This window comes from Streptomyces sp. NPDC051662, from assembly GCF_040681655.1.
In the GTDB taxonomy this organism is placed as follows: Bacteria; Actinomycetota; Actinomycetes; order Streptomycetales; family Streptomycetaceae; genus Streptomyces.
Window position 1 is genome coordinate 138,528 of record NZ_JBFAZD010000010.1, and the last position, 24,920, is coordinate 163,447.

The 24,920-nt window shown below is 68.8% G+C and carries 28 protein-coding genes; 5 read left to right on the top strand and 23 right to left on the bottom strand.

Annotated features, from left to right (window positions below):
- Nucleotides 1–9: 9 nt before the first annotated feature.
- From AB0M67_RS18665 to AB0M67_RS18755, 19 genes are all read right to left on the bottom strand, one after another.
- On the bottom strand, nt 10–516 hold the full coding sequence (locus AB0M67_RS18665) for a hypothetical protein (protein WP_365746668.1): 507 nt from the start codon (nt 514–516) through the stop codon (nt 10–12).
- The gene (locus AB0M67_RS18670; RefSeq protein ID WP_365746670.1) at nt 513–710 is read right to left on the bottom strand and encodes a hypothetical protein; all 198 of its coding nucleotides are present in this window, start codon (nt 708–710) and stop codon (nt 513–515) included. The genes AB0M67_RS18665 and AB0M67_RS18670 overlap by 4 nt, the downstream gene beginning before the upstream one ends.
- Nucleotides 711–969: 259 nt before the next feature.
- A complete protein-coding gene (locus AB0M67_RS18675) occupies nt 970–2,427 on the bottom strand; it encodes an MFS transporter (protein WP_365746672.1) in 1,458 nt (485 codons plus the stop codon).
- Nucleotides 2,424–3,056 carry a LuxR C-terminal-related transcriptional regulator gene (locus AB0M67_RS18680; RefSeq protein ID WP_365746674.1) on the bottom strand — a complete coding sequence of 211 codons (633 nt, stop codon included), beginning with the start codon at nt 3,054–3,056 and terminating at the stop codon, nt 2,424–2,426. The genes AB0M67_RS18675 and AB0M67_RS18680 overlap by 4 nt, the downstream gene beginning before the upstream one ends.
- Nucleotides 3,053–3,982 carry a GntR family transcriptional regulator gene (locus tag AB0M67_RS18685; protein ID WP_365746676.1) on the bottom strand — a complete coding sequence of 310 codons (930 nt, stop codon included), beginning with the start codon at nt 3,980–3,982 and terminating at the stop codon, nt 3,053–3,055. The genes AB0M67_RS18680 and AB0M67_RS18685 overlap by 4 nt, the downstream gene beginning before the upstream one ends.
- Nucleotides 3,983–4,202: 220 nt before the next feature.
- Nucleotides 4,203–5,030: a Scr1 family TA system antitoxin-like transcriptional regulator gene (locus tag AB0M67_RS18690; RefSeq protein WP_365746678.1), complete on the bottom strand. Its 828-nt coding sequence runs from the start codon at nt 5,028–5,030 to the stop codon at nt 4,203–4,205.
- Entirely contained in the window at nt 5,027–6,574 is a 1,548-nt protein-coding gene (locus tag AB0M67_RS18695; RefSeq protein ID WP_365746680.1) for a LuxR C-terminal-related transcriptional regulator, read from the bottom strand. The genes AB0M67_RS18690 and AB0M67_RS18695 overlap by 4 nt, the downstream gene beginning before the upstream one ends.
- A gap of 449 nt (nt 6,575–7,023) precedes the next feature.
- Entirely contained in the window at nt 7,024–8,832 is a 1,809-nt protein-coding gene (locus tag AB0M67_RS18700; protein WP_365746681.1) for a glycoside hydrolase family 15 protein, read from the bottom strand.
- A gap of 120 nt (nt 8,833–8,952) precedes the next feature.
- Nucleotides 8,953–9,075, bottom strand: coding sequence for a hypothetical protein (locus AB0M67_RS18705; RefSeq protein WP_365746682.1), 123 nt, complete (start codon nt 9,073–9,075; stop codon nt 8,953–8,955).
- Entirely contained in the window at nt 9,072–9,821 is a 750-nt protein-coding gene (locus AB0M67_RS18710; protein WP_365746684.1) for a hypothetical protein, read from the bottom strand. Before AB0M67_RS18710 ends, AB0M67_RS18705 begins: the two co-directional genes overlap by 4 nt.
- 169 nt (nt 9,822–9,990) lie before the next feature.
- On the bottom strand, nt 9,991–11,226 hold the full coding sequence (locus AB0M67_RS18715) for a cytochrome P450 (RefSeq protein ID WP_365746686.1): 1,236 nt from the start codon (nt 11,224–11,226) through the stop codon (nt 9,991–9,993).
- Between the two features lie 33 nt (nt 11,227–11,259).
- Nucleotides 11,260–12,498 carry a cytochrome P450 gene (locus tag AB0M67_RS18720; protein ID WP_365746688.1) on the bottom strand — a complete coding sequence of 413 codons (1,239 nt, stop codon included), beginning with the start codon at nt 12,496–12,498 and terminating at the stop codon, nt 11,260–11,262.
- A complete protein-coding gene (locus AB0M67_RS18725) occupies nt 12,495–13,094 on the bottom strand; it encodes an ATP/GTP-binding protein (protein WP_365746690.1) in 600 nt (199 codons plus the stop codon). Before AB0M67_RS18725 ends, AB0M67_RS18720 begins: the two co-directional genes overlap by 4 nt.
- A complete protein-coding gene (locus AB0M67_RS18730) occupies nt 13,072–13,404 on the bottom strand; it encodes a DUF742 domain-containing protein (protein WP_365746691.1) in 333 nt (110 codons plus the stop codon). The genes AB0M67_RS18725 and AB0M67_RS18730 overlap by 23 nt, the downstream gene beginning before the upstream one ends.
- A 29-nt stretch (nt 13,405–13,433) precedes the next feature.
- Nucleotides 13,434–13,853 carry a roadblock/LC7 domain-containing protein gene (locus AB0M67_RS18735; RefSeq protein WP_365746693.1) on the bottom strand — a complete coding sequence of 140 codons (420 nt, stop codon included), beginning with the start codon at nt 13,851–13,853 and terminating at the stop codon, nt 13,434–13,436.
- The gene (locus AB0M67_RS18740; RefSeq protein WP_365746696.1) at nt 13,850–15,160 is read right to left on the bottom strand and encodes a sensor histidine kinase; all 1,311 of its coding nucleotides are present in this window, start codon (nt 15,158–15,160) and stop codon (nt 13,850–13,852) included. The genes AB0M67_RS18735 and AB0M67_RS18740 overlap by 4 nt, the downstream gene beginning before the upstream one ends.
- Nucleotides 15,160–15,705, bottom strand: coding sequence for a hypothetical protein (locus AB0M67_RS18745; RefSeq protein WP_365746698.1), 546 nt, complete (start codon nt 15,703–15,705; stop codon nt 15,160–15,162). Before AB0M67_RS18745 ends, AB0M67_RS18740 begins: the two co-directional genes overlap by 1 nt.
- A gap of 57 nt (nt 15,706–15,762) precedes the next feature.
- Nucleotides 15,763–15,945, bottom strand: coding sequence for a DUF5999 family protein (locus tag AB0M67_RS18750; protein ID WP_365746994.1), 183 nt, complete (start codon nt 15,943–15,945; stop codon nt 15,763–15,765).
- Between the two features lie 377 nt (nt 15,946–16,322).
- Nucleotides 16,323–16,793, bottom strand: a complete 471-nt coding sequence (locus AB0M67_RS18755; protein ID WP_365746699.1) for an ATP-binding protein — start codon at nt 16,791–16,793, stop codon at nt 16,323–16,325.
- 282 nt (nt 16,794–17,075) lie between these two features.
- Here AB0M67_RS18755 and AB0M67_RS18760 point away from each other — a divergent pair, with 282 nt between their 5' ends.
- The 3 genes from AB0M67_RS18760 (at nt 17,076) to AB0M67_RS18770 (ending at nt 19,475) form a co-directional block, all read left to right on the top strand.
- On the top strand, nt 17,076–18,458 hold the full coding sequence (locus AB0M67_RS18760) for a Tat pathway signal protein (protein WP_365746701.1): 1,383 nt from the start codon (nt 17,076–17,078) through the stop codon (nt 18,456–18,458).
- Between the two features lie 72 nt (nt 18,459–18,530).
- The gene (locus AB0M67_RS18765; RefSeq protein WP_365746703.1) at nt 18,531–18,914 is read left to right on the top strand and encodes a hypothetical protein; all 384 of its coding nucleotides are present in this window, start codon (nt 18,531–18,533) and stop codon (nt 18,912–18,914) included.
- A 72-nt stretch (nt 18,915–18,986) separates the two neighbouring features.
- Nucleotides 18,987–19,475 carry a TrmO family methyltransferase gene (locus AB0M67_RS18770; protein WP_365746705.1) on the top strand — a complete coding sequence of 163 codons (489 nt, stop codon included), beginning with the start codon at nt 18,987–18,989 and terminating at the stop codon, nt 19,473–19,475.
- Between the two features lie 146 nt (nt 19,476–19,621).
- Here the strand turns inward: AB0M67_RS18770 and AB0M67_RS18775 are convergent, their stop codons facing one another.
- Nucleotides 19,622–20,095 carry a hypothetical protein gene (locus AB0M67_RS18775; protein WP_365746707.1) on the bottom strand — a complete coding sequence of 158 codons (474 nt, stop codon included), beginning with the start codon at nt 20,093–20,095 and terminating at the stop codon, nt 19,622–19,624.
- Between the two features lie 348 nt (nt 20,096–20,443).
- Here AB0M67_RS18775 and AB0M67_RS18780 point away from each other — a divergent pair, with 348 nt between their 5' ends.
- The gene (locus AB0M67_RS18780; protein ID WP_365746995.1) at nt 20,444–21,283 is read left to right on the top strand and encodes a helix-turn-helix transcriptional regulator; all 840 of its coding nucleotides are present in this window, start codon (nt 20,444–20,446) and stop codon (nt 21,281–21,283) included.
- Nucleotides 21,276–21,509: a DUF397 domain-containing protein gene (locus AB0M67_RS18785; protein WP_365746709.1), complete on the top strand. Its 234-nt coding sequence runs from the start codon at nt 21,276–21,278 to the stop codon at nt 21,507–21,509. The genes AB0M67_RS18780 and AB0M67_RS18785 overlap by 8 nt, the downstream gene beginning before the upstream one ends.
- 686 nt (nt 21,510–22,195) lie before the next feature.
- Here the strand turns inward: AB0M67_RS18785 and AB0M67_RS18790 are convergent.
- From AB0M67_RS18790 to AB0M67_RS18800, 3 genes are read right to left on the bottom strand one after another with little or no spacing between them, the layout of a single operon-like run.
- The gene (locus tag AB0M67_RS18790) at nt 22,196–23,140 is read right to left on the bottom strand and encodes an FAD-dependent oxidoreductase (protein WP_365746711.1); all 945 of its coding nucleotides are present in this window, start codon (nt 23,138–23,140) and stop codon (nt 22,196–22,198) included.
- The gene (locus AB0M67_RS18795) at nt 23,118–23,705 is read right to left on the bottom strand and encodes an isochorismatase family cysteine hydrolase (protein ID WP_365746713.1); all 588 of its coding nucleotides are present in this window, start codon (nt 23,703–23,705) and stop codon (nt 23,118–23,120) included. Before AB0M67_RS18795 ends, AB0M67_RS18790 begins: the two co-directional genes overlap by 23 nt.
- 22 nt (nt 23,706–23,727) lie before the next feature.
- Nucleotides 23,728–24,903: an XRE family transcriptional regulator gene (locus tag AB0M67_RS18800; RefSeq protein WP_365746715.1), complete on the bottom strand. Its 1,176-nt coding sequence runs from the start codon at nt 24,901–24,903 to the stop codon at nt 23,728–23,730.
- Nucleotides 24,904–24,920: the final 17 nt, after the last annotated feature.

The following is a 24,920-nucleotide window of genomic DNA, read 5'->3' on the forward strand; positions in this document are numbered from 1 at the left end:
ATGTCCTGTTCAGATTCGGGTTTCGTCGAGGGCGAGGTCGAGGAAGCCGCTTGCGGCCTGCAGACGGTGAAGTTCCTGTTCGTACACGGAGTCGCAGGAGGAGATGTCGACCTTCGAGGCGGCGACCAGACCGTGGATGTCACCGCGGCGAAGCGCCGCGTAGGCACGGCCCAGGGCGAAGCCGGCCCCCGGGTCGCTCTGCCACTCGTCATCGACGTAGGTCTCGGCGACTTCGAAGCCCGCCCGCCCGGCGTGGGCGAGCGCTATCGCGCGCCGGTCAGTGGCGCTGCTGTTGTCCCTGACCAGGACGTACAGGGCGACTCGCGGCGGGCCGGAGATGCCCGTGGTGAGCGAGCGCAGGATGCGCAGGCGCAGGGCGCTCAGGCAGCGTGAGCGCTCCACCGCCGAAACGGGCCGACTCTCGTCGGCCGCGGCCACCGGCGGCGCCGGTGCGGAGCGGCGAGTGAGCAGGAGCGACTCATCGACGCCGGCGGCGAATTCCAGGAGTTGGCTCATGCCGGCTCTCCTGCCAGCGGGTGCGGGCGCAGGGCGGGCGGTCCGTCGGGGACTCGGATGGTCCCGTCGTCCCGGAAGGCGGCGGGCGGGTGCTGCACGCCGTACTGCCCAGGGCCCTGGAGGCGGACGAGCACGGTGTAATCCGGGACGGCGAGCAGCCGGAGGTGGGCGGCCGCCAGGAGTTGGCGGGACATCGGGAGGAGTCGCCCGGCGCGGGCGTCTGCCCGCGGGCCCGGGGGGCCGCCGGCGAGATCGGCATGGCCGGTCGGGCGGTCGGGCGTCCGCGGGCCGCCGTTCAGATCGGTGAAGCGCGGCGATCGGACAGAGCGAAACGGTGGGAGCAAGGCATTCACGGGGCATCCCTTCTGGGCGGGAACGCAGGGAGGAGACGGGCTTCGGCGAGGGCCTGGCCCTCGTCGCGGGAGGGAGGAGACGGCTTCGCGCCGACCGCGGTCAGTGGACATGTCGCTCGCCTTCCTTCAGCGGTCGCCCGGCGGGGGCGGGCAGCGCCGTGGCGGGGACGGGCATGACCTTCAGATGTCGGACCGGGGAGACCCACAGCAGGGCCACCGGGCCGAGGAGCAGCACCATGCCGGTCAGCAGCGCGGCCCACACACCCGCTGCGTCGGCGATGGCGCCTGCCGTCAGAGCTGCCAGGAGGCGGGCCCCGGCGACCAGCCATACGGAGGTCTGCTGGACGCGGGACTGAAGGCGGGGCGGGCACAGCCGCTGGCGGAGCGACCTCTGTGTGGATGCGGCCGCCGTGACCGCCACCGCCTGAACGACGCTGGCGGACGCCAGAGCGATCAGCCACCCGGGGCCCGGACGGGCAAGAAGGAGCGGCATCCCGCACATCGGGTACGCGGCGAAGCCGACGAGCAGGACCACACCGGGTCCTATCCGGTCCGCCAGCCGACGGGCGACCAGGGCGCCCCCGAGGCTGCCGACCCCGACGGCGCCCAGCACCAGTCCGAGACCGGCACTGCCGAAGTGGAGTTCGGTCAGCAGGTAGTAGGCGAAGTAGGTCGTGACGATCCCCTCGGCGAACGCGTGGTAGGCCATCGTCAAGACCAGAGGCCGCTGGAGCGGATCGCGCAGGACGTGCGCGATGCCCTCACGGATCGCCGTGATCACCCCGGGGCGCGGCCCGGCCGGATGCCGGACTGTGCGGACGGTGGGGATGCGCGAGGCACACCAGGCGCTGATCAGGTAGGACGCCGAGTCCAGGAGCAGGCAGCGGACGGCGCCGAGCAGGCTGACGGCGGCGGTCCCGCCGTAGGTGCCGGCGGATCCCGCGACGGCGAAGGCACCCATCACCTGGGCGTTGGCGTCGGGCAAGAGGTGCGGTTCCACCAACTCCGGCACGATGGCGATCGCCGCGGCCTGGTGCAGCACGGTGAGCGCCCCCAGCAGGAGGGCCACGCAGTACAGGACCGGCATGGAGAGCGCTCCGGCGGCCCAGCAGGCGGGGACCACCGCGACCACCGCGGCCGACGTCAGGTCGGTGCCCACCATCAGCCGCTTCTTGGAGCAGCGGTCGCCCGCTACCCCGGCGGGCAGGGCGAGGAGGAACCCGGGTGCCATCACGGCGGCAGCGAGGGTGGAGACCTGGCCCGGAGTGGCATCGAGTTCCATCGCCGCGATCACGGGAAGGGCGACGGCGGAGACCGACGAACCGGCCAGGGCCGTGGCCTCGCCCAGCCAGTACGCCTGGAAGCCTCGCTGAGCGCGGAGTGAGCGGAGTGAAGGGCCGACTGGGCGCAGCTTTGTGCCGGCAAGGTCCGGGATCGAAGTCGCGGGTGCGGAGCGCGTAGTCGGGCAGTGGTCCGAGAGGGCGGGCAGGTCCTGGTTCTCCACCACCACGGGGACGGGCGTCGTGCCGCGCTTGGAGCGGTGGGCTGGCGTATTCACTGTGCCTCCCCGTCGCCCGCCGGGGCCCAGAGGAAGCCCTCACGAGCGGCGTAGGCGACTGCCTCGGCACGGGTCGCTACGCCCAGCCGGTTAAGGGCCCTCTTCAGCATGTATTTGACGTGCTCTTCTTCTCGGCCGAGCTTCTGGGCGATTCGCCTGCGTTTCAGGCCCTGTGCCGTGAGCACCATGACGTCGACCTCCTGGGGCCTGAGAAGGACGCCGGGCTGGCCGAGCGCGTGCCGGGGGCGCGTGGGGCCCGATGCGGTCGTGGCGTTCCGAATGTGGATGCCCAGACTGTGCGGCAGTCGGTATGCACCCGCAGCGGCGAGGGCCTTCACGCCTTCGAGGAGGTCCGGGTCGCCGCGTAACTCGGTGGAGCACACGACCGCTGACAGGCCGTACGGTGCGATGGCACTGATGTCGTGCGGGGTAACCCGATCGGCGACCAGCACGACTGTGGTCTCGGGATGGCGTTCGTAGTGGGACTTCAGAGCGTCATGGCAGGCTCGGTCCACCCGCGCGGTGGTGAAGACGGTAACGGGCCTGGACCCACTCGCCTCGTCGATGGGCGCCCTCGGCTCGTCCGATAGCTGGTGCCGTGCTGCTACGGCACGGCTGGTGGCGCTCACGCTGTTCCCCGGGGCCGGTGTCGGGCGGTTCCCGTGGCGAGCGAGTCGGCCAGGTCGGCCAGCGCGGACGCCAGGACGGTGAACCGGAACTGCCGCTCATGGAGCGGGACGTTGCGGGGCAGCGTGTTGCAGGCCATGGTCCGGGCAGCGGCGGAGCGCAGCCGTGGGTGCATCCCCGGAGGCTGGCCGGCAGCCCGGTCGTAGGCGGTCAGGACGAGCCGGCACAGCACCTCCGCCTGCCGTTCCTCCTGCTGGGCCATCGCGTCCGGGGACAGGCAGACACCGCTTTTCCAACGCTCCCTTGCCGCGGCCCGGATACCACGGAGGGTTTCCCGGTCGTACGACGCGCCGGGACGCCGGCGCCGGGGCAAGGCGCGCTGTACGGCGGCGAGATCGGGCGGCCACGCGGCCCGGGAAGAGCCGGCGGACGAGGAAGGCAGGACGCGAGGGCGCGCGTGGCCCGAAAGGTGCAGGACCCCTTCGTCGCCGAGCAGGCACAGCGCCCGGGACAAGGTGACGGGGGTGGCCAGCAAAAGGGTGGCGAGTTCTCCGCGGGCGGGCAGTGAGGTGTTGGCCGGGTAGGCGCCATGGTCGATCATCGCGGCGAGCAGGTCCCGCGTACGGACCGGGGCGTGGTTGTCCGGCCGGTGATCGGGGACGCGCCATCGGCCGGTGACGAGATTCGTGGTGGCCAGTTGGTCCAGGGCCGGGCGAAGGGTGTCGGCGCTGTAGCCGGTGGCGCTGTGCAGCTCGGTCATGGTGAGTCGGGCACCGGGTACGTAGTACCCGGTGGTGAGCCGCTCCCGTACCGCGGCGACCACCTGTGGATCCGCCGGCGGTGGGCGTCGTGGCAGGGACGTGCCGGGGCCGGCGGGCACGGGGGCGGCGGGCCGGGGCCCGGTGGCGGGGGTGGCGAAGGAGGTCACGGGACTCCGATCTCAGTAATGGGGAGGAAAGGACGCGGCGAGGATGATCACTGCAATGGCCAGGAATCCGACCAGAGCGCTCAGCCAGAGGGGCGTCTTCATCGGCGCTGAAGAGGATGCCGTCGCTTCGGCGTCCGGAAGGTTGTGAGGAGCCCCGGACGGCTGCGGTGGCTCTCCGTGGCTTCCCGTCGGGAGCTCGTGGTGCGCGCGCGGGCGCAGGTCAGCGGACATCGGCTTTTCTTCCTTCGATGCTGGTCTGCCAGGAGGACTGCGCGGTGCCGGTCTCGGCGAGGGCGCGGTGGGAGGCGGCCGCCTGTTCCAGGGCTTCGTATGTGGAGGTCCGGTCGGTGACGGCGAGCGCGGCATCGATACGGGCAGCCAGGCTGTCGCTGCGGTGGTAGTCGACGCCGCTCTCGCCCGGCCGGGCCAGGACGCGCCCGGCGGGCAGGTCCAGCTCCACCAGATGCCCAGGCGGCTGCGCTATCGGGTGCTCCTCGCCGACGACGCGGATCCGGGTGCCGCTGTCCACCAAGTCCAGCAGGTGCTCCACCTGCTCGGCCATGAGCCGGGCAGTGGCGCTGCCGCGCCGGATGACCCGCACGTCCAGGACATAGAGGGGGGCAGCAGTACCGGGCACAGGGGCGCCGTGTCGAACCGTGGAGCGCTCGGCGACGGCGCGGGCGTAGTCGCGGGTCTGTAAGGCGGCCGGTAGCAGCACGGTCGACAGCCACCGGACGCTGAGCGCGGAGCCTGCGCACGCGGCCAGGCGGCGGGCGTAGCCCGGTTCGCTGTCGCGGGCCGAGTCCCCGCCGGCGGTGCCCAGGGCCAGCAGCCGCCGCAGCGCCCACGTGTCCTGCCCGCACCGGTACAGGCCCGTGAGTGCCGTGAGCTCTGCGGTGCTGACGCAGTGACGGCCGCTCTCCAGGGCGAGAACCGTCTCCGGGGCGACGCCGAGGAGTTCGGCCGGCTGCTCGGGGAGCATCATCCGCCGTTCGCGGGCATCGCGCAGGATCGCGCCGACCACCCGGGGTGTCGGCTCGGTCGTCACCACCGGTCACCCCTCGGCGCTCGGGGAGAAACAGCCGGGACGGGCAGGTGGTTGAGGAGCTGCTCCAGGTGGGCCGCAGACCACAGCGGAGCCCGGCAGGAGACGACCCAGTGCATGCCGCCGGGGCCCGGATGGTGTTCCGGTGGCAGCTCAACCCGTGCCCCCGCCCGCCACAGCCGCCCGTATCGGGCGCGCCACCCCGGCGTCAGAACGCCCGGCGCGGTGACGAACAGGGCGGTGTTGGCCTCAGTACTCACGATGACCGGCCCCCACCGTTCGGTGGGAGTACCGGCCAGCAGCTGGCCGCAGGCATCGGGAGTAACCCGCACGAGGTCGTAGTCCTGCCCGGTGACGATCTCGGTCTCGGGCGGTGCTCCCTCGCAGCCGGAGAACTCGAAGACGGGCAAGTTCACTCCGCCGGGGAGCAGGCGCAGGAGATCCGTCCGGGATACGACTGTGCGCTGTGGTGATACCGCCGGCTGCCGGCTGCGCGCTGGGCGCGCGCTGAACTCGTTGAGTCGAGGAGCACGGTTGGGGAGGACGACCTCGTCGCGCGCGGTGATGACGCCGCACGCCCACCCTTGAATGATCAGCTGCCAGCCGGGCTCTTCCTTGAATCTCGGCAACTGCTCCAGCGCTGCACAGACCTGCCCGCGCGACAGGCCCGTCGCTCGGGCGATCTCCGCTTCCAGTTCGTGGTCTTCGACATCGAGTACGAGATGTCTCCACACGGTTCGCGCTTCTGGTGTGAGGTCGGTGGTCACGGGAGCTGGAATATGGGCAGGAACGGCAAGCTGACCGTCCTGAAGGGCCCGGTGCATGAGCGCACGGACGGTGGTGACGCTCGCAACCTGCGCGATCTTCTTGAGGTGCCGGCGAAAGCTCTCCGGCGAGACGCCAAACTGCTCGGCGCCCTCCTCCAGGCTCCGGCTTGTGACCAGCGCGTCCATGGCGTCGCCCTGTCGACCGGTCAATCTCCACGGGCCGGTTCGCGCCGGGCCCGGCCGCGGTGTGACCTCCGCTCCCCGCATCGGCTCCCGATCCGTCCCCGGTGCTGAAGCGCCCCAGTCCGGGGAGGCGTCGCGCGCGGTGCGCCGGGGGAGCCGGTGCCCTTCGAGGCCGGACAGCAGACCCTGGGCGTACCCGATCCTGATGAGCCCGCAGCGGGTGACGCTGTGCCGGTCTTCCAGCGTGCGCAGGACTTCCTTCACGCGTTGCTCCGCAATGCGGACGAGGTTGGCGAGCGTCGGGACGAGCCGGCTCTCCCGTACGTCGAGCCTCAGCCCGGCCCAGAGACACGCGGTTTCCTCGTCGATCTCTACCGGGCTTTCGTGCGGTGCCGGGCGGGGGATCCACTCGCGGGCCAGGCACACGTAGATCAGACCGCGCCGTGTGGTGACGCCGGCCTTGTGCTTGGCGATGCTGATGTGGCGGCTCACCGAGATGACCTGGAGTTCCTCGGCCACGCGTTTGGGCGTCATCCCTTCGGCGAGCAGGGTGACTACCTCAGCCTCTCGCGGGGTGAGGTTCGGGTTGGTGCTCATGCCATCCATTTCAGTTGCGGAGCGGACGAATTGCGGTACGGAGCGGGCGCGGCACGCCCCGTTGAGATCGCTGGCGCGGACCGGCGCGGTACCTCTGCCGTGTCGAGTGCCTGAGAGGCAATCCGATGATCCGGACCTTGCCGTGAGGTGACGGGGGCGGAGGGGCCGAACTGCTTCTCCCCCTGCTGGCCCTGGAGCGCCGCTTCACGGTGCGTTCATTGCAACGTGTGCCGTTGCTGGTTGGCGGCGGGAGCGGACGAGGGCTGCACTGCACTCCCGCAGCCGCTCCCCTGCCGACCGGAAGCCGCTGCGGGGTTCGACGCTGTTGAACGAAGCGAATGGCCCCATATCGCCGAAGCCCGGAAGCGGCACGCGGCCAGCGAGCAGGAGGTGCGCCAGCACGATCGACACACGCAACCAGCGATCGGCGCTCAGCAGAGGCAGCATCCTCACGCCGTCGCCTCCACCGTGGAGAACTTCTCTGCGAGCCTGAGTGCCGTGTCCACGACTCCGCCGTGGACGAACGCCTGCGGAAAGTTGCCGACCTGCCGCTCACGCTTGGAGTCCCATTCCTCGGCGAGTAGTCCCAGGTCGTTGCGCAGCCCCAGGAGCCGTTCGAAGAGGTCACGGGCTTCGTCGTGGCGCCCGATCATGGCAAGGCCGTCGGCGAGCCAGAAATTGCAGACGAGGAAAGCTCCCTCGTCGCCGCTCAGGCCGTCGATCCCTACCTCGTCGCCTTCGGTGAGGTAGCGCATGACGAAGCCGTCGGAGGTCGTCAGGTCGCGCTGGACCGCTTCGACCGTGCCGATGACCCGGGGATCCTCCGGGGGAAGGAAACCCATCTGCGGGATGAGCAAGGTCGCGGCGTCGAGCTCCTTCGAGCCGTACGACTGCGTGAACGTGTTGCGCTCCGGGTCGAAGCCACGCTCGCAGACCTCTTGGTGGATCCTCTCGCGCAGGGCTTTCCACCGCTCGATCGGGCCGTCGACGGCCCCGGTCTCCAGCAGTTGGACGGTGCGGTCGACGGCCACCCAGGCCATGACCTTGGAGTGCACGTAGTGGCGGCGCGGCCCGCGGCTCTCCCAGAGCCCGTCGTCCGGCTCCATCCAGTGCTCCTCCAGGAAGTGGATCAACTTCACCTGAAGGTGGTCGGCGGGCCCTGCGGGCAGCCCTGCCTGTCGGGCGCGATGGAGGGTTTCGGCGACCTCGCCGTACACGTCGAGCTGGAGCTGGCCCGCGGCGTCGTTGCCGATGCGTACCGGGCGCGAGTCCTCGTATCCGTTCAGCCAGGGCAGTTCGCTCTCCGGGAGCTGGCGTTCACCGCCGAGCCCGTACATGATCTGGAGCTTCTCCGGATCGCCGGCCACCGCGCGCACGAGCCATCCCGCCCAGTCGCGGGCCTCGGCCCAGTAACCGGTGCGCAGCAGCGACGAGAAGCTGAGAGCGGCGTCGCGCAGCCAGCAGAACCGGTAGTCCCAGTTGCGGATGCCGCCCAGGTCTTCAGGCAGGGAAGTGGTGGGCGCGGCGACAATGCCGCCGGTCGGCGCGTAGGTGAGTGCCTTCAGCGTGATCAGCGAGCGGACCACGGCCTCCCGGTACGGGCCGTCGTAGGTGCAGTGGCTCACCCAGTCCGTCCAGAACTCCTCGGTCACCTTCAGCGCCGCTTCGGCGTCCGGCACCGGAGGCGGGCTCAGGTGAGAGGGGTGCCAGGTGAGGGTGAAGGTGAGGCGCTCGCCCTCGGTGACGGTGAAATCGGAGCAGGTTGTCAGGTCCTCGCCGTACGTGGGGGCGGTGGTGTCCAGCCACAGGCTGTTCGGCCCGGCGACGGCCTGCGTGCGATCGCCCCAGGTCTCCACCCAGGGGACGACGGAGCCGTAGTCCATGCGCATCCGCAACCGGGAGGCCATGGGTACGCGGCCGCTCACTCCCTCGACGACGCGCACGAGCTGCGGCGCGCCGTGCTCCCGGGGCGGCATGAAGTCGATGACCTTCACGATGCCGAACCTTGTCACCCACCTCGTTTCGAGAACGAGGGTGTCCTCGCGGTAGCGGCGGTCGGTCGAGACAGGATCGGCGCCACCGGCCGGCCCGATGCGCCAGAAGCCGTTGTCCTGATCGCCCAGCAGGCTGGCGAAGATCGCGGGCGAGTCGAAGCGGGGCAAGCACGCCCATTCGACCGTGCCGTCCCTGCCGATCAAGGCGGCGGTCTGCATGTCGCTGACGAGTGCGAAATCCTCGATACGCCGGGTGGCCAACATAGAAGAAATTCCGTTCGGTGCGGGTGCACGCCCGCCGGCAAAGCCGGGCCGGAACGTGCCGAAGTCGGGGTGTCGTGGTCGTGCTGAGTTCTGTACGAGCTCGCGTGCAGCCAAGTGCGTTCAAGCCGGCACGGTCGCTGCCGCGGCCAATACGTGATGGCCGAGCGGCAGTTGGGCGGCGGTGACCGCGGTGTCGAGGGCGATCACCTTCGTGGGACCGGCGAGCCGCAGGATCTCCGTCACTGGGCCGGAGTCGACGTCACGGACCGGGCGTCGCCCCAGAGAATCCTGCTGCTGTCTCCTCGGCCTGCTCCCCGGGCGTGCGGACATCGGTGCTCGTCACCGGGCCTGGCTACCGCGAGGGTGGTCGTGTCGCGTTGCGCTCCGTAGAGCTTGATGACCATCTGCCGGGCGACCACCCGGTCCATCCGGCTGTCGTCGAACTGAACGAGCTGGTCGGCCTGTGGCGGCCCCGTCGGCGAGTACACGGTGCCCTGCACGCCGATCAGCTCGGCTTCGCGCACTCGAAGGGCGATGAACCCCTCCTGCAGTTCGGGGCAAAAGCGTTGGGCCTTGCGCGCATCGTCCAGACACATCGGAGGGGTGGCGGTGACGATGTCGCAAGGGAACGTCAACTGCGCGGTGCGGGCGTCGGCGTTGAGCAGCCAGAACATCCCGCGGGCGTCCACGTCCGCCTCACCGGTGCACCCGCCACATCTGGGCGGATGCCTCATGACGTCCCGCTGCCGGACGGGGAGGTGCTCGGCCCAGCGCTGGCCTCCGGTCTGTGTTCCCTGCCACCGCTGCCACAGGTAACCGTCGACGCAGCGGTCAGTGGGTAGCTCGTCGGCGAAGCGGACACGGCCGTCGGCGTCGAAGACCACCTCGGTGTCGCATACGGCCTCATCCACATAGGGAGCGATGAAGAGCCGGGTCTCCGCCCGCCCGGGGGTGTTGCGGGCCGAGACGGGGTGAGGGAGGGGCTGCACTGGGTCTCCTGGGAGTGCCGACTGGAATCTGGGTCGCCGATCGGCGAGGGGCTCTGGGCAGATGCGGCGTGGCCTCATCCGGCTGGATGAGGGCCTCGGGTGCCTCCGGGTGAGGCCAACGCCGCTGTACACGCTCGCGCGGATATCGCCCTGGGGTGTGGTGGGCGGGCTACGCGGTGAGGCGTACGGGAAGGTGGGTGTGGCCGTTGGAGACGAGGCTGGGCAGGGGGCGGAGCTGGTCGGGTTCAACGGCCAGCTGGATCGAGGGGAAGCGGGCGAAGAGCGCGGCCAGAGCGATGCGGCCTTCGAGCCGTGCGAGCTCGGCACCCAGGCAGTAGTGGGCCCCGTGCCCGAAGGCGAGGTGCTCGCGGGCGGTGGTCCGGGTGATGTCGAACGCGTCGGCCCTCTCGCCGTGGTGCTGCGGGGCACGGCCCGCCGCCGCGTAGTTGATGATGAGAGCGTCGCCCGCCGCGAAGACGAGACCGGTCTCGTGGTCGGTGATGTCGCGGGTGGGAAAGCGCATGAGGATGCTGGCGATCGGCGCCTGGTGGCGCAGCGCTTCGTCCACGACCTGCTCCCAGGGCACCTGCCCGGAGGTGGCCATCGCGAGCTGTTCGGGGTGGGCCAGGAGGTTGGTGATGGCCCAGTCCAGGAGGTTGACGGTGGTCTCGTGGCCGGCGCCGATCAGCAGGACGAAGCTGTCGGCCAGCTCCTTCTCGTCGACCTGCCCTGCCGTATGGGCTTGGACGAGGGAGGAGGTGACATCGTCGCCGGGGTTGTCCCGCTTGTGCTGGATCAGAGCCTGGATGAGGGCGTAGACCTTCTCCTGCGTGGCCTGCGCCTCCTGCGGAGTGAGGTCCGTGGAGAAAAGGGAGCCGACGGCGTCGCGGAAGTCGTCGTGCATGGTCTCCGGGACGCCGAGCAGCGCGTTGACGACCAGCAGGGGGAGCCGCCAGGCGAGGTGTGCACGGATGTCGACGACCTTCGTGGCGCCGGCGGCTTCGACGTCGTCGAGCAGGGTGTTGGTGATCTGCTCGATCTGCGGTGCGAGCGCGCGGACGCGGCGTGCGGTGAACGCCCCGGCCAGGGGGCGACGCAGGCGGCTGTGCTCGTCCCCGTACGCGGACAGGGCGTTTCGCACGTCGACCCAGATCCGCCAGGGCCAGTCCTTGGGTATCTCGTCGTTGATGTAGGCCGGCCAGTGCCGGGAGGCGTCCTTGGAGACGTCGGGGCTGGCGAGCAGACGGCGGATGAGGCCCGGATCGGTGACGGACCAGGCCGGGATCTCGCCCGGCAGGAGCACACGGGCCGCGGGGCCGAGGGCGCGCAGCTCGGCGGCCTCCTGCTGGATGTTCGAGCCGGACGGGTCGAGGCGGTAGGGGCACCCGGTGGGCTGACTGGTCATGGAGGTCACTTTCCGTTGGAGGGAGATCGCGGGTTAGAAGCGGACCGGCAGCGCGGTCAGGCCGGCCAGGAACGTGCCGGGGCGGTTTCGGAGGTCGTGCTCGGCCACGGCGAGTTCGATGGTGGGGATCCGGTCGAGGAGGCACTCGATGGCGGTCTCCGCGATGATCCGGGCGAGGTCGGGGGCGGGGCAGGCGTGCACTCCGGCCGAGAAGGCCAGGTGTCCGCGGTTGCCGGTGCGCCCACCGGGGGTCGCGACCACGAGGTCGGGGTCTCCGTTGGCCGCGGCGAAGGAGACCAGGATCGGGTAGCCGCTCTCGAGGAAGACGCCGTCGAAGGTCTGGTGGCCGATGGCGTAGAGCGGGGAGTAATTCGGGACAGGCGGGTTGTCCCACAGCACTTCGTCGAGGGCGTCGGCGACGGGCCGGACACCGTCGTGAACGGTGCCGGCGAGCCGCGGGTCGGTGAGGATGCGGCGCAGGGCGTTGCCGATGTGGTTGCTGGTGGGGGGCGCGGCCGCGCCGATGACGAGGAGGATCGTCTGGATCATTTCCGCGTCGGTGAGGCCGGCGGCGATCAGGTGCGTCGTGACGTCCCGGCCCGGGTGGCGCCGCTTGAGGCTGGTCAGCTCCAGGCAGGCGGCCTCCACCTCTGCGTTGGCCTGGGCGGCGTCCGCTCCCGCGTCGAAGAGACGTGTGAGGGCGCCGACGATGCGACCGCCGAGCTCCTGCGAGCAGCCGAACATGTCGATCACGGTCCGCATCGGAAGCGGTTCGGAGTACTGGGCGACCAGGTCGGCGGTCCCGGCCTCGGAGAAGGCGCTGATGAGCTGATGGGCGATCTGGGCGACGGTGGCGGCCAGGGCGTGCGTGTTGACGCGGGCGAGGCTGGTGGTGATCGCGCGCCGCAGGCGGGTGTGCTGGGGGCCGTCCTTCCAGAGCGCGTTGTCCCGAGGCTGCATCATGGCCCGGGCGGGGCTGTCGGCCGGGACCTGGCCGCGGCGAAGGGCCTCCCAGTGGGCGGGGTCCTTCGCGAACCGGGTGGGCGTGTTGCGCAGGAGGTAGACCGCCGCCCGGTAGGAGACGGCCAGGTAGCCGTAGACATCGGGGGAGATCTCGACCGGCACGATGGGCCCCTGGGCACGCAACTGGCGGTAGGTGGCGTGCGGGTCGGCGGTGAAGGAGCCGCCGTAGATCGGCAGGGGGCCGCTGCGCACAACGGGCTGCTCTGCGTGGGAGACGGGGCATGCGGGGGTGGGCTGGGGCTGGGTCATCGGGCGGCTTCCGGCGTGTGGGTGGTCAGCAGATGCTCGATCAGGGCAATCAGGGCTTGGCGCGAGCTGGATCGGTCCCGGGCGTCGCACGTCACCAGGGGGGTGCTGTCTTCGAGGGCCATGACCTCGCGAAGCCGCTGATCGGGGATGACAGGTGCGCCGTCGAAGGCGTTGACCGCCACGGTGTAAGGGAGTTGAAGGTCTTCAACGACCTGGAGGAAGGGGTAGGTGTCGCCCAGCCGCCGGGTATCGACGAGCACGAGTGCGCCGAGCGCCCCCACCGCGAGGCCCTCCAGGACCTCGAAGAAGCGGGGCTGCCCGGGAGCTCCGAACAGGTAGAGCACCAGGTCGTCGCTGAGGTGCAGACGGCCGAAGTCCATCGCGACGGTGGTCGTGGTCTTGAGCGGCAGGTCGGTGCTGTCCACGTCGGCGCCCGCGGTGGTCATGATCTCTTCGGTGCTGACCGGCTCGATCTGGGAGAGGCCGTGCACCAGAGTGGTTTTGCCCGCGCCAAAGTGCCCGGCCACCAGTATCTTCGCGGTGCGCTCGTCCCCCCGCAGCTTCGGCGCGGGTTCAGAGTTTGTGTAGGCCGGCAAGGACGTCCTCCAGCAGCTTGCGAGTGGGATCGGCGGAATCGGTGATGCGTTGCCGGGTGGCGATGTGTCCGGAGGTCATGAGGTCGGCCAGCAGGATGCGCAGCACGCTCACCGGCAGTCGCAGGGCCGCGCCGAGCTCGGCGACCGACTGCGCGCTGCTGGCCAACCTTCCGAGAACGGCGTGCTGTTCGGGGTTGAGCTGGGCACGGCTGAGGTGGCTGGCGGCGTCCGACAACGTGATCAGGGTGATGACGTCGAAGTGATTTCGGCTGGCGTGCGACCTGCCGGAGGTGACGACGTAGGTTCGCACCAGCGGGTCACCACCTCGCCGTGCCGGACTCATGCGGTTCCGGCCTGCGAGTGCCGGGGGGCGACTGCGAGTTCCGGGCCCAGACGCTTTACCGTCAGCGCCATCTGGTGGGAGAAGGCGGCAACGTCCACGTCGCGGCCGGCGGAGGCGATGAGGAAGGAACCGGCGGCGGCGGCGATCGTGAAGAGGTATCCGTGCTGGTAGAGCGCCATGGTCTGCTCCCACGGCGAGCCGCCAGGCTCGACGAACTGTGCGCCGCTGCGGCTCAGGGACTGCATGCCCGACGCCATCGCCGCCATCCGGTCGGCGAGGTCCCGGTCGACGTTCTGGGAGGTGGCCGTCATCAGGCCGTCCGCCGAGAGCAGGATGGCGTGCCGTGCTTCCGGGGCGGCGACCAGCTCGTCAAGGAGCCAGCCCAGATCGGGGCGGACTTTGTGGTTCAGCGTCATGATGTCGACTCCTCATCGGTGGTGGGGGTGCGTGCGGACGCGACGCCCTGGACGAACGCGGCGAGCGCCTGTCCGGCCTCGGGCGATGCCGGCGCGGCCTGCTGACCTGCAGGGGCGGCCCGGCGTCCGGGGGCACGCTCCCGGACGGGAAGGCCGTCGGGAGCGATCGTGTACTGCGGCTGCTGGTGCGCTGCGGACACCGCTGCCGTCCCAGGACCGGGGGGCTGGTGGTGGGGCGCGGATGACTCCTGCTGCAGGGTTTCCGGGGGCGCGGTCAGCAGTGCGCGCGGCAGGTAGAGGACCGCACGCACTCCGCCGTGGACGGAGTGCTCCTCGTCGACGGAGGCCCGGAACCCGTACCGCTTGGCCAGCGTGCCGACTCCGAAGTGGCCGAAGCTGGGCAGGGCGCCCAGCTCGGTCAGGCGGGCCTCGCGCCGTCCCGACAAACGCAGCTCAGCCTCTTCCCGCACCTCGGGCGGCATGCCCGCACCGGCGTCGTGGATCTGGATGCTGATGCCGTGATGCGTTTCCAGGATGCTGACCTCTACCGGGGTGCTGGGCGCGCTGTGCCGGGCAGCGTTGTCCAGCAGCTCGGCGACCGCCAGAACTACCGGCTCGACGTACCGGCCGGCGACGTAGTGGGCGGACTCCTTGGGTACCTGGACCCGCTGGTAGTCGCGGATCCTGGACACCCCGCCGCGGACCACATCGAGCAACGCGGCTCCGTCGCGCTGGCGTCCGGGCCACATCCCGGTCAGAACCCCGAGGATCTGCAGACGCCGCGCCAGCTGGCTGCCCGTGTGGTCGATGGGCTGAACCAGTTCGAGGACCTTCTCGTCGTGCTCCGTGGCCAGCAGGTGCGTGATGGCGCCCTGCTGCTCGTAGACCAGGGCCTGGACGGAGCGAGTGACAGCCAGGACCGCGGAACGAGCGGCGTCCTCCGCGCGGTCCCCCGCTCCCTCAGCGAGGTCTCGCACCTGCTGCAGCACCGCCCGGTGAGCGTGATCGGTGGGAGTCCCGACCAGCGACGAATGCCGCAGTTCTCCCTCGGCATGTCCGTCGCTGCTCCCGTTCAGGACGGCTTGGACGAGTGCGGGAAGCCGGGCCTCAGCCAAGTGGAGGGCCTCGGCGTCCCTGACCGCCACCTGCCCCTCCACGGTGCTGAGCCACTGATCCGCCTGCCGGAGGTCGCGTTCACGCGCACCCAGTGCGCGCCGCAACCGGACAGCGGCGACGGACACCGCGATGGTGGACGCCACGCCGACCGGGGCGACGTACAAGGCGGCATCCTGTATGAGAGAAGACATCAAATCCCCACGAAGCTTTTGGCGGCCGAGACCCTCTGCGGATGCTCGGGCGGCGCGAGAAACGGGTCGTGCTGCACGGTGAAAGCGCTCGGAAGGTCCGAACCGCCGATCGCGTGGGGCCTGTGGCCCAGTCGAGAGCTGTCACGCATCTGGGCTCGCGCCAGGCTGAGACGGTGGTGGAAGGCCATCGCATCGGTGGTCGGATAGGCCCGAGGTTCGGGCGGCATGACCCAGAAACGGTCGTGGCACATCGACGGAGTGCCCTGCCGTGAACACCGCAGTGCCAGCCCGGTGTCGCACACCGAGTGCGAGGCCCTCCACAACGAGGCGGTACCGGAGTCGACCGGAACGAGCAGTCGGCGGTGGGTGATGCAGCACAGCAGCGGCCCGACCCGGTTCTCGAAATCGATCATCGCGTCGAGCGCAGCCATGCCAAGTCCCATGCTGACGTGGACGACATCGCTCTCGCGCGGCAGCGTCGCAGGCAGCGGAATCTCGCTGAATTGCAGCCGCCATGGGTGTCGGGGGCTCAGTAAGGGAGTCATCGGATCTCCGGTCAGGACGGTTGTTCTGTCAGGGGTGGGGGGCCGCTTCGCGAGCGGCTAGGGGAGCGGTCGGCGGGGAGGGTCGCACTCGCCGTCCGGCTTGAGGTATCCCGTGTCGTCGAACAGCACGATCCCGTTGCACAAACGGCTGTAGCCGATCTCCGGGCATTGAAGGACCACGCGGGCGCTCTGGAAGTCCGGGGCCGCGGCGGACGGGCACTCAGGCTGGTGAATGCACACGAGGCCGGCCTCACACATGGCGGTGAGGAGCCCCTTCACGGCAGTCGCGGCGCTGCGAACGTGATCAGCGCCCCGTACCAGGCCGTCAGGCAAGTCACGGGCGATCAGCGCCCCCGACGTTCGCAGAACCTCGCTCACGTGGGTTGTCAACGGAGCGGGGCCTCGTGCACCCGCATTCTGGCCGAGCTGGCTGTGATGATCACGCAGCCTGCTCAGCAGGTCGTGAGCGTCCTGGACCGTGGCGGGAACGGCGGCGCTCTGATCGAGCACCAGAGCGATGGTCTCCATGGCGGCCGACGCTGCCGAACGCCCGCAGGGCGGCGACATGTGAGCGGGGGTCCGCCGGGAGATGCTGGCGCGAACGAGTCCGGTGAGGCTCATGCCGCCTCCCTCCCTGCTGGAGGCGTACAGGCCATCTCCATCCAGACCGTCTTTCCTGCGCCCCCCGACGGGGGCCGTACACCCCAGCAATCCGCGAAGATGGCCACGATGAGCAGACCGCGGCCGCCCGTCTCTTCGCCCAAGGCATCGCGTACATGAGGCTGGGCGTCGGAGGGGTCCTCAACACTCAGCCTGATCCGGTGCCCGTCGCAGATCACCGCCACGGTGATCGGCCCCTTGGGGAAGTTGCGGCACCCGTGGACTACAGCGTTGGCCATGAGCTCTTGAGCGCTGAGGCCAAAATCGTCGGCGATATGCCCGAGTCCCGCCTGGTGGAGTTGCTTTTCCAGGTCGTGCCGGACAGGGCCAATCGCCTCGCGTTTCACCGGCAGGTCGGCAGCGAACGCGAAGGGGCGGGGCTCAGCCGCCAGGGGCTTTGCGGCGACGAGTCGGGGGGAATCTGCCATGGCGCATGCTCCTCGGTCTGCTTCACCGCGCGGCCACAGGCGAGTTGACTTCTTTCGCGTCAGGTGGCGCACGGTCGGCTCCTTGTCTCGACCCATGGATGGATCGGTTTCGGACACAGCCCTAGCTCGTATGCGTGAGGTGGCCAGATTCCCTGCGCTGACAGGAGGTTGGAGGAATATCGTCTTGACGAGAGAACCGCTTTCCGGGCTCGGGTGGTATCCCGAACGGCACGCGGATCCGATGAACGTGATGAAAGATCGTTTCAGGAACAGGGGCGCACCATGGGGCGCACGCGCAACGTCAAGCTGGCCGCCGTCATCACTGAACTGGGCCTGTCCCAGGGCCGACTGGCACATCGCGTCAAGTTGGTGGCGGAGGAACACGGCACGGCCGGCCTGGCGGGGGTTGGCCAGTCTCACATCGCCAAGTGGATCGCCGGGGTGGTCCCCGAACCACAAGCAGCCCGTATCTTGGCCGAGACGCTCTCCCGTGGCCTTGGGCGCATCGTCACGCTCGCCGAGCTCGGACTGGCGAAGGACACAGAGGCACAGCCGCAGCCACCGGCGTGGAGCGACGACACCTTGACCACGCTGGTGATGCTCGGGAGCACGGACATGGACATCGATCGCCGACGGCTGCTGACCACCTCGGTCTACTCCGTTGCTGGCCTGGCACTCCCCGAGGAACGCTGGTTCGAACAGGCCATGGACCGGGCTCGGGCGCGAAAGCCCCTGTCGGGCCACACCGTCACGGACCAGGACGTCGAGGATGTACACGAAGCAGCCGACTTCTTCTCTCGGCGTGACCAGAAGCGAGGCGGCCGGGTGGGCCGCGCGGCGCTCGTCGCGTACTTGCGCACCGATGTCGCCGACCTGCTGAATGGTCGATTCCCTACCGAGGACATCCGGCGCAGCATGACCTCGGCCGCAGCTGAGCTGAGCTACCTCGCCGGCTGGACCGCGTTCGACGCGGGCGAACACCCAGTCGCCCAGAGCTGGCTGACCGTCGCAACGAATCTCGCAGAGGAGGCCGGAGACGCGCCCCTGGCCGGCCACACCTTGCGGGCCATGGCCCACCAGGCCGTCGACCTCGGCCAACCATACGAAGCCGTACGACTGGCCGAGGCTTCGCTGTCCAACCGCCGCTACTCGCAAGCTTGCTGGCGCGAGCGCTCCCTGCTCGGGGTCGTACACGCTCGCGGCCTCGCAGCCGCTGGCGACAGGAAGCGTGCAGCAGCGGCTCTGTTTCGAGCGGAGAGCGATCTCGGCCGAGCCAGCGAGGGGGACCAGGAACCGAACAGGGTGTTCTTTTTCGGTGAGGCCAGTCTGGCGCACGAGACCGGCGCCGCTCTGCGTGACCTCGGGGACCTCAAAGGAGCCGAGAAGCAATTCCTCCACAGTGCCCGTACTCGCCGTGCGCAGTTTGCACGGACTCACTCTGTGACCCTGGGCTACCTGGGCGCCGTCCAGGCGCAGCAAGGACACCTCGACATTGCCTGCGGAACCTGGCACCAGGCGCTGGACGCTATGAGTGGGGTGCAGTCCGCCAGGGCCAGGGAGACAGTCGTGCAGATGCGCCGGGCTCTGTCGCCGTTCCGAGGCCGCGTGGGTGGACAGGCCGACGAACTGGACGCCAAGGCACGAGAGATGCTCCACGCCAGCTGACACGTACGGTAAGACAAACAGCCCTCGGAAGATCCCGTTCCCGGGCCGCCAGATACTTACGAAAGGCAGAACGTGTTCGACGAGCCCGGCCGCGTGTGGTTCTTCGGCGAAGCCAGCCTTGCCCACGAGACCGCCGCGACTCTGAGGGACCTTGGCGATCTGAAAGGGGCGGAGAAGCAGTTCCGGCACAGTGTGCGCACCCGTCGTGCCCAGTTCGCGAGGACCCACTCGGTGACCCTCGGGTACCTGGGCGCAGTTCAGATTCAGCAAGGCCAGCTCGAGGCCGCGTGCGACAGCTGGGGCCAGGCGCTTGATGCCATGAGCGGGGTGCAGTCGGGCCGGGCCCGGGAGACCGTCGTCCAGATGCGCCGAGCGCTCAGCCCGTTCCGAAACCGCGGCGGGAGTGCCGCTGTAGAACTCGATGCCAGGGCACGTGCGGTGCTCGGCGTAGGCTGACGGCGCCAGGAGAGCCTGCATGGTTGGGGCTGCTTGCCCGGCTGCGGTCCAGAACAGGATGAGGGAGTGCTTGTGTCCGACCAGTTCATCGAAGTACCGGTGGTCGGTTGGGTTATTGGAGGCCACACCGGGTGTCTCGACGACTTCAAGAGCGGCGTGGAGTCGATCATCCGGCTTAAGCCGGACTTCCCCGAGGAGACGTTGAACGGTGTCCAGGAGTTCAGCCACCTTCAAGTGGTCTGGCATTTCAGTGAGCGCTCGCCCGGTGATGTTGCTCTGCACGCCCGGAGCCCACGCGACAACCCTGCCTGGCCCGAGACGGGGACCTTCGCTCACCACAACCACCGACGACCGGCGGGGCTCGGAGTCTCCTTCCCGCAGGTTCTGCGGGTCGACGGCCTCGATGTGCACGTGACTGACCTGGACGCTGATGCCGGCACGCCCATTGTTGACCTGGTTGTGGTCTTCCGAGAATTCTTGCCCCGCGGAGAGGTCACACAGCCGGCGTGGCCCGGCGAAATGCTCGCCAACTACTGGGCCGACTCCCGAGAGCGGCCGTAGAAGGAACCTCTGCACCACCGGCTTTCGCCGGTCATCGGCCGGGCGTCGTGTGGCACGCCCCGTATCGTTGACGACGCCGGGGACCTTTGCGCGGGCATGTGTACCTGACACGGCATCCACCCACAGGGCACGGCAAGCCGCGGCGCTCATGGACGCCACTCCTGCATCTCCGGAACGACCAAAGCCACGAACCCGAAGTGAGCGCCAAACCAGTTGAGTTGTTGCTTGTATGCGTCAATATGAGGGCTGACGACCGAGTGAGTGACCACCACGACGCCGTCCGCGTACCCGGCTCTGATCTGCTGTCGCACCAGGCACCACCCCGGCCTCGTCAGAGATTCGGCCGCGCCGTGGTGGTCCGTGTAGGACTGCCCCACCCCGATCCGCCAGGACTGGCGCACAGCGAACGCGGCGGCCGCGTCCAGGGAGTGCCGAGGCTCCTGTCCTCCGACCGCGAGGGCGTATCGGCACACTCGCGGCACGCGGCCTCTCGCCCGGAGCTGAGTGACGATGCCCTCAAGGATTTCGCGCCGAGCTGCCGCGATGGGTACGTACGGGTCTGCCTCGACTCGAATCTTCTCGGGATGTAACCCCGCGTCGAGGGCCTTCTCCCGGTGCATCCATGCCTGAGTCCTGCGGGCGGTGCTCTGGCACATTTTGGCCTCGGCTTCGTCGGAGGGCGGTAGGGGCTGCCAACCGCCAGAGTGACGGTGGACAGCGGCCTCTCCCCCACGGGGGCGGGGGACAGGCACGCCGAGGAAAGGTGACCTGAAGTCATCACTGATCCAGATGTGACGACCGGTCATCCCGTCCTGCTCCCAGCATGCTCCTATCTGTCGATCCTCCGCAACATTGCGAGCCGAATCCGCAAGAACTGGGACTGACGTTCGGCTCACAACCCCCTCGGCAGAACTGCAACGTTGTGCCAGACTTCGCACATGGCCACTACTCACACGACATTGCCGGTGATGCGGCGGCGACTTGGGGGCTTGCTCCGCCGCAACCGAGGGAAAGCCGGGATGACTCTGGCGGACGCTGCGAAGACTCTCGACTGGGAGAACACCCGGCTCTCCCGTGTCGAGACCGGCCAGTACCAGATCAAGGCCGAGGACGTCTCAAGGCTCCTGCGGACCTACGGCATTACGGAACCTGACACGATCGCAGAGGTAACTCGCGTGATCGACTCAGGACATCGCGCGTGGTGGGAGGCGTACGCAGACATCCTCCCTCGCACATACGCGGACGTCATCGCGCTGGAGTCCGAGGCGGTGACGATCCGCGCCTACTTCCCACAGCTCATTCCGGCCGTGCTCCAAACGCCGGCCTATGCGCATGCGATCATCTCCAGCTCTCCTCGGGCCGAGACGCAGAAGACGGCTTCCGCGCTCGTACAAGTACGACAGGCCCGCAAGGAGATCCTCACTCGGACGACCGGGGCCACCGTTCTTCACACGGTGATCGATGAGTCGGCGTTGTACCCACGAGCGGGATCCACCTCCGACTTGATGCGCGATCAGCTCCTGAGTCTGCTGGACGTGGCGGAGCGCGAGAACATCACCATCCGGATCATGCCGCTGGACGCACCTGTGCATTCCGGCCTTACCAGCAACATGACGATTATGGACTTCCGGCACCCCTGGCCCTCCCTGGCGTTGGTCGACCACACCAGGGGCGGGGTTTTCCTTGAGGAGCCGGAGGACGTGGCCGCTTTTGCAGAGGTGTTTGATGCCGTCTACGAAGCAGCCCTTCCTGTTGACGAATCACGTGACGTGATCAAGAAGTATTCGAAGGGAAGCAACCATGGCTGACAAGCCCGTGGTCCGCGCCACTGACCTACTGGGGGCCGCCTGGTACAAATCGTCTTACAGCGGCTCTGACCAGTCATCATGTGTCGAGATCGCGGACCTGAGTGCGGGCCTTGGCAAGGTCGCCGTCCGGGACTCCAAGGACCCTGACGGTGCGGCATTGGTGTTCGACCCGGCTGCATTTGCTGCCTTCGTCACCGACGCGGCAGACGGCACATTCGATTTCTAACCCCGCGAAGAGAGAAGGGTTGTCCAAGCTCGCCTCGTTCTGAAGAGTGGCCCGTCTCCCCCCGCCCATAACAGGGGGAGACGGGCCACTCTCATACGGACTACCCGTAGGTGCAGTCGAATGTACCTGCCCCGATCATGAGCCTGAAGTGCCGCTAATGGAAGTCGCCCCACCAACTCTAATAAACAATCCGGAGCCTGGAAAAACAGTCCACACCCAGGGTCCTCGGCAGTACCCCGGTGCTTGGTCCCGAGTGTGGGCTGGGAGCGCTACTCCCTCAGAACCCGAGGACGGCACCACCAGGGCCGGTGCGTACCAGCGCCTCGCCGGTGGAGCTGCTGTCGGCCGCTGCCTCGTAGTTCAAGCAGCTGCCGGGGCGGGGGCGGCGCCCGGCGTGATCGAAGCGTGGCGCATTCTGGACGCCTTTGAAGACGACAAGTGTGAACCGCGGGAGGTGGCCCTGCCCCCGGCACTTCCGGTTGGGCGTATGTCTGGCCAGGCGGAGGCATACGGGCGGAGGACTGGGACGCCTCTGAATTCGAGGCCCAACACCTGGCTGATTACGCCGCACGGCGTACCCGGATTGCTCCCCGACTGGCCGTCGGTCAGTCGAAGGGCGAGTGGACCCCACCGCCGCCATCCCAAAATGTGGGGCGGGGCCCAGCTCTCATACCCCCATAGTCGAGCTACGAGCCTCTTCCGCCGTCGCCTAACCCAGCCGCAGGTTCGCCGACTCCACTTTCCCGGTAGTACGTAACCAGCGCGGCACGTTGCCCCTCCCCCATGGCAATGGCGATCCGCTGCATCCGGGGACCTGCGAGATCGCCGGCCACCAGAACCCGAGGGTGCTGAGCGTCAGGGGCGCAGTAGCCGTCCTTCGATGAGAACAGCCCCGAAACGGCCGACGGCTTGGATCCGACGTTCATCAGGACGACCTCAGTATGGATCGTGTTGCTCTCCCCGGCGGCGTGGTGCGCGACCACCTCGAAGCCTCCGCGGAGCGGCTCGACAGAAGCCTGCGTCACCGCCGTCAGATGTACTCGGTGATCGCCGGCAACCTCCTGTGTCTTATACCTGTCGCTCGCCGGATGGAGCACACGAAGGCTCACTTGTTCCTCTACATGAGCGCGGAGCCATGTGCCCAGTGGTCGGTCAGCGCCGAGTACGACAGCAACGCGGCTTCTGAGTAGATCGGTTGGTTGAGCCTCCCAAAGTGGTGGGAACTTCAGGTCTTCAGGAGCCCTGAGCCACGACACATCTGGAAGACTCATGGCCCGCACGCCGGTGGCGACCACAACAGCGGGGGCGTTGAGTTCGCGGCCGTCGGTAAGGCGGACGGTGGCCCTGTCATCCTGAGCATGGATTTCTACGGCGCGCTGGTACTCGACGCAGCAGAGGCCAGTTGCTACCGCCCTTGTCACGTCGCCGACCAGGGCCTGCGCCAGTTGCGGACCGGTCGACCATCCGCCGGCCAGGTTGTCCAGCGCGCCGATCGCGTACAGCTTCGTGCCTACGCGGTCCCCTTCGATGAGAACGGTCCTGAGCCCGAGGCCGGTGGCGGTGAGTACGGCGGAGACGCCCGCGGGCCCGGCGCCGACGACGAGGAGATCAGCGTCCGTCCTGAGCGTCACGGCTTACCCCTTCCAGCGGGCCCGCCCTGCCGGCGAGCAGGTCATCCACCGTGAGTAGCCGCTGTGGGCTGATGTTGCGTCGTGCGAGGAGGAGTGCGGCCTCGTGGTACTCCGGGCCGCCGGTGGATGCGCAGGCATCGGTCACGATCCAGGGCAGGATGCCGGAGTGGTACGCGGCGATCGCGGTGTCGTAGACGCATGCGTCGGTGTCGATGCCCGCGAGTACCAGCTCCGTCCAACCGGCGTCCTGGACGACTCGGACGAATTCTGGGGTCAGTGCACTGGAGCTGGGCTTGTCGATGACTGCGGCAGCGGTCGGCACGTATGGAGCGAGCTCGTCGACAATGCGCTGTTCCTCCGGGGTCCTCAGATCTGTCCACCCGGTCACGCGCTCGTACGGCGAGCCAGGGGGGTTGTAGAACCGGGTGAACACCACTGGCCGGCCAGCGGCTGACCAGGCGTCGACCAGGCGCACGACCGTCGGGACGGCGTCCTTGCTGTGCTCGTTGATGAAGCCGGCCTGCACGTCCACGATGACGAGCGCGGCCGTTTGGGATGTCGACACTCAGGTCCTCCTCGTTGAGGGTTCAGATACCGGAATCGCGCAGAGCTTCCTGCGCAGCTCGGAGTCGGTCGGGCAGCTGGCTGGTCGCGAGAATGGCTTCCCGCATCAGTTGATGCTGCGCCGTCTCCTGCGGGCGGGCCGCCGTCAGCCGGGAGTAGGCGCCGCGCAGGAACCGCCACCCGTAGTCCTTGGGCATGACGGGGTCTCGGCCGGCTTCTACCTCGTCGAGGACGTAGGTGCTGAGAGCCCAGAGCGTTTGGACGTCCAGCTCAAGGGCGACCACCGAGCTCATGGGAAGGGCCCGTTCGGGGGCGACGGGGTGGTAGGCGACACCCGACCAGCCTGCAAGTCCGAGAGCTACCGCTCGGCTGCCGAAGTCGATGACGTCCGCGTGCTCGAACCCTTCGACCAGGAGCTTGCGTTCGACCTCGTCGCCCAGGCGGACCGCGGCTTCCGGGACCTGCCGGTCGACCAGGACCGATGGTGTGGTGAGCAGTTGGAGTGCCGATTCCAAGTCGGGCCCCCGCCAAGGCGATTCCTCCAGTAGGTAGGCCGACAGGACGTAGGTCGGAGCAGGGGCGTGCGTCTGGGCCTGCGCGGAAAGCAGCTCCCGGATTCGGCTGCCCGCCCAGACGAGGTCGGCAGCGTAGGTGCGATAGCGCCAGGCCGCGAGCTCTCCGAGGTTCTGTATGCGGAGGGGCTGAACAAGATGCGCGATGACAACACCACAGTCATACAGGTGCAGTTGGGAGTCGGCTTCGGCGTCTGGATGCGCTGCTGGGGTCGATCGGTGCTCCAGCCCGCCGGGGCCGAATTCTCTCGGTGTGCCCGCGATCGCCTGGGCGCCCTCGCCGACGTAGATGGGGATGAACTTGTGGCTCACCACGGTTGCCGGGCCGAGAGCGGGCGAGTCTTCCGTACCCGGTTCGACGGGCTGGCCGTCGGCGACCGGATCGCCTTCTCCTTCGGCGAGGGAGGCGTGGAAGGTCTCCAGCACCTCCGGCGTGCAGCGGAGCTTCATCGCGTCCAGCATCTCCGCCGTTTCCGGGCGGAGCGTTATGGACCGCCCGTGCCTGCGCCACTTCGTGACGGTTTTCGGGTTCACCCCGAGCTGCTCCGCGTATACGCGGATCGGCAACCTCATTGCCTGTCCCAAGAGGGCGGCTTCTCGCCCTGTCCACTGCACCACGGCTGCCATTTGACACTCCCTCCGCA

What these genes read in the sequence shown, in the direction of transcription:
- AB0M67_RS18715 (WP_365746686.1), bottom strand. Translation starts at nt 11,226, where the DNA reads ATGACCAGTCAGCCCACCGGGTGCCCCTACCGCCTCGACCCGTCCGGC.
- AB0M67_RS18755 (WP_365746699.1), bottom strand. Translation starts at nt 16,793, where the DNA reads ATGGCAGATTCCCCCCGACTCGTCGCCGCAAAGCCCCTGGCGGCTGAG.
- AB0M67_RS18780 (WP_365746995.1), top strand. Translation starts at nt 20,444, where the DNA reads ATGCGGCGGCGACTTGGGGGCTTGCTCCGCCGCAACCGAGGGAAAGCC.
- AB0M67_RS18670 (WP_365746670.1), bottom strand. Translation starts at nt 710, where the DNA reads ATGTCCCGCCAACTCCTGGCGGCCGCCCACCTCCGGCTGCTCGCCGTC.
- AB0M67_RS18800 (WP_365746715.1), bottom strand. Translation starts at nt 24,903, where the DNA reads ATGGCAGCCGTGGTGCAGTGGACAGGGCGAGAAGCCGCCCTCTTGGGA.
- AB0M67_RS18775 (WP_365746707.1), bottom strand. Translation starts at nt 20,095, where the DNA reads ATGCACCGGGAGAAGGCCCTCGACGCGGGGTTACATCCCGAGAAGATT.
- AB0M67_RS18720 (WP_365746688.1), bottom strand. Translation starts at nt 12,498, where the DNA reads ATGACCCAGCCCCAGCCCACCCCCGCATGCCCCGTCTCCCACGCAGAG.
- AB0M67_RS18760 (WP_365746701.1), top strand. Translation starts at nt 17,076, where the DNA reads ATGGGGCGCACGCGCAACGTCAAGCTGGCCGCCGTCATCACTGAACTG.
- AB0M67_RS18745 (WP_365746698.1), bottom strand. Translation starts at nt 15,705, where the DNA reads ATGACTCCCTTACTGAGCCCCCGACACCCATGGCGGCTGCAATTCAGC.
- AB0M67_RS18740 (WP_365746696.1), bottom strand. Translation starts at nt 15,160, where the DNA reads ATGTCTTCTCTCATACAGGATGCCGCCTTGTACGTCGCCCCGGTCGGC.
- AB0M67_RS18665 (WP_365746668.1), bottom strand. Translation starts at nt 516, where the DNA reads ATGAGCCAACTCCTGGAATTCGCCGCCGGCGTCGATGAGTCGCTCCTG.
- AB0M67_RS18785 (WP_365746709.1), top strand. Translation starts at nt 21,276, where the DNA reads ATGGCTGACAAGCCCGTGGTCCGCGCCACTGACCTACTGGGGGCCGCC.
- AB0M67_RS18700 (WP_365746681.1), bottom strand. Translation starts at nt 8,832, where the DNA reads ATGTTGGCCACCCGGCGTATCGAGGATTTCGCACTCGTCAGCGACATG.
- AB0M67_RS18735 (WP_365746693.1), bottom strand. Translation starts at nt 13,853, where the DNA reads ATGACGCTGAACCACAAAGTCCGCCCCGATCTGGGCTGGCTCCTTGAC.
- AB0M67_RS18695 (WP_365746680.1), bottom strand. Translation starts at nt 6,574, where the DNA reads ATGAGCACCAACCCGAACCTCACCCCGCGAGAGGCTGAGGTAGTCACC.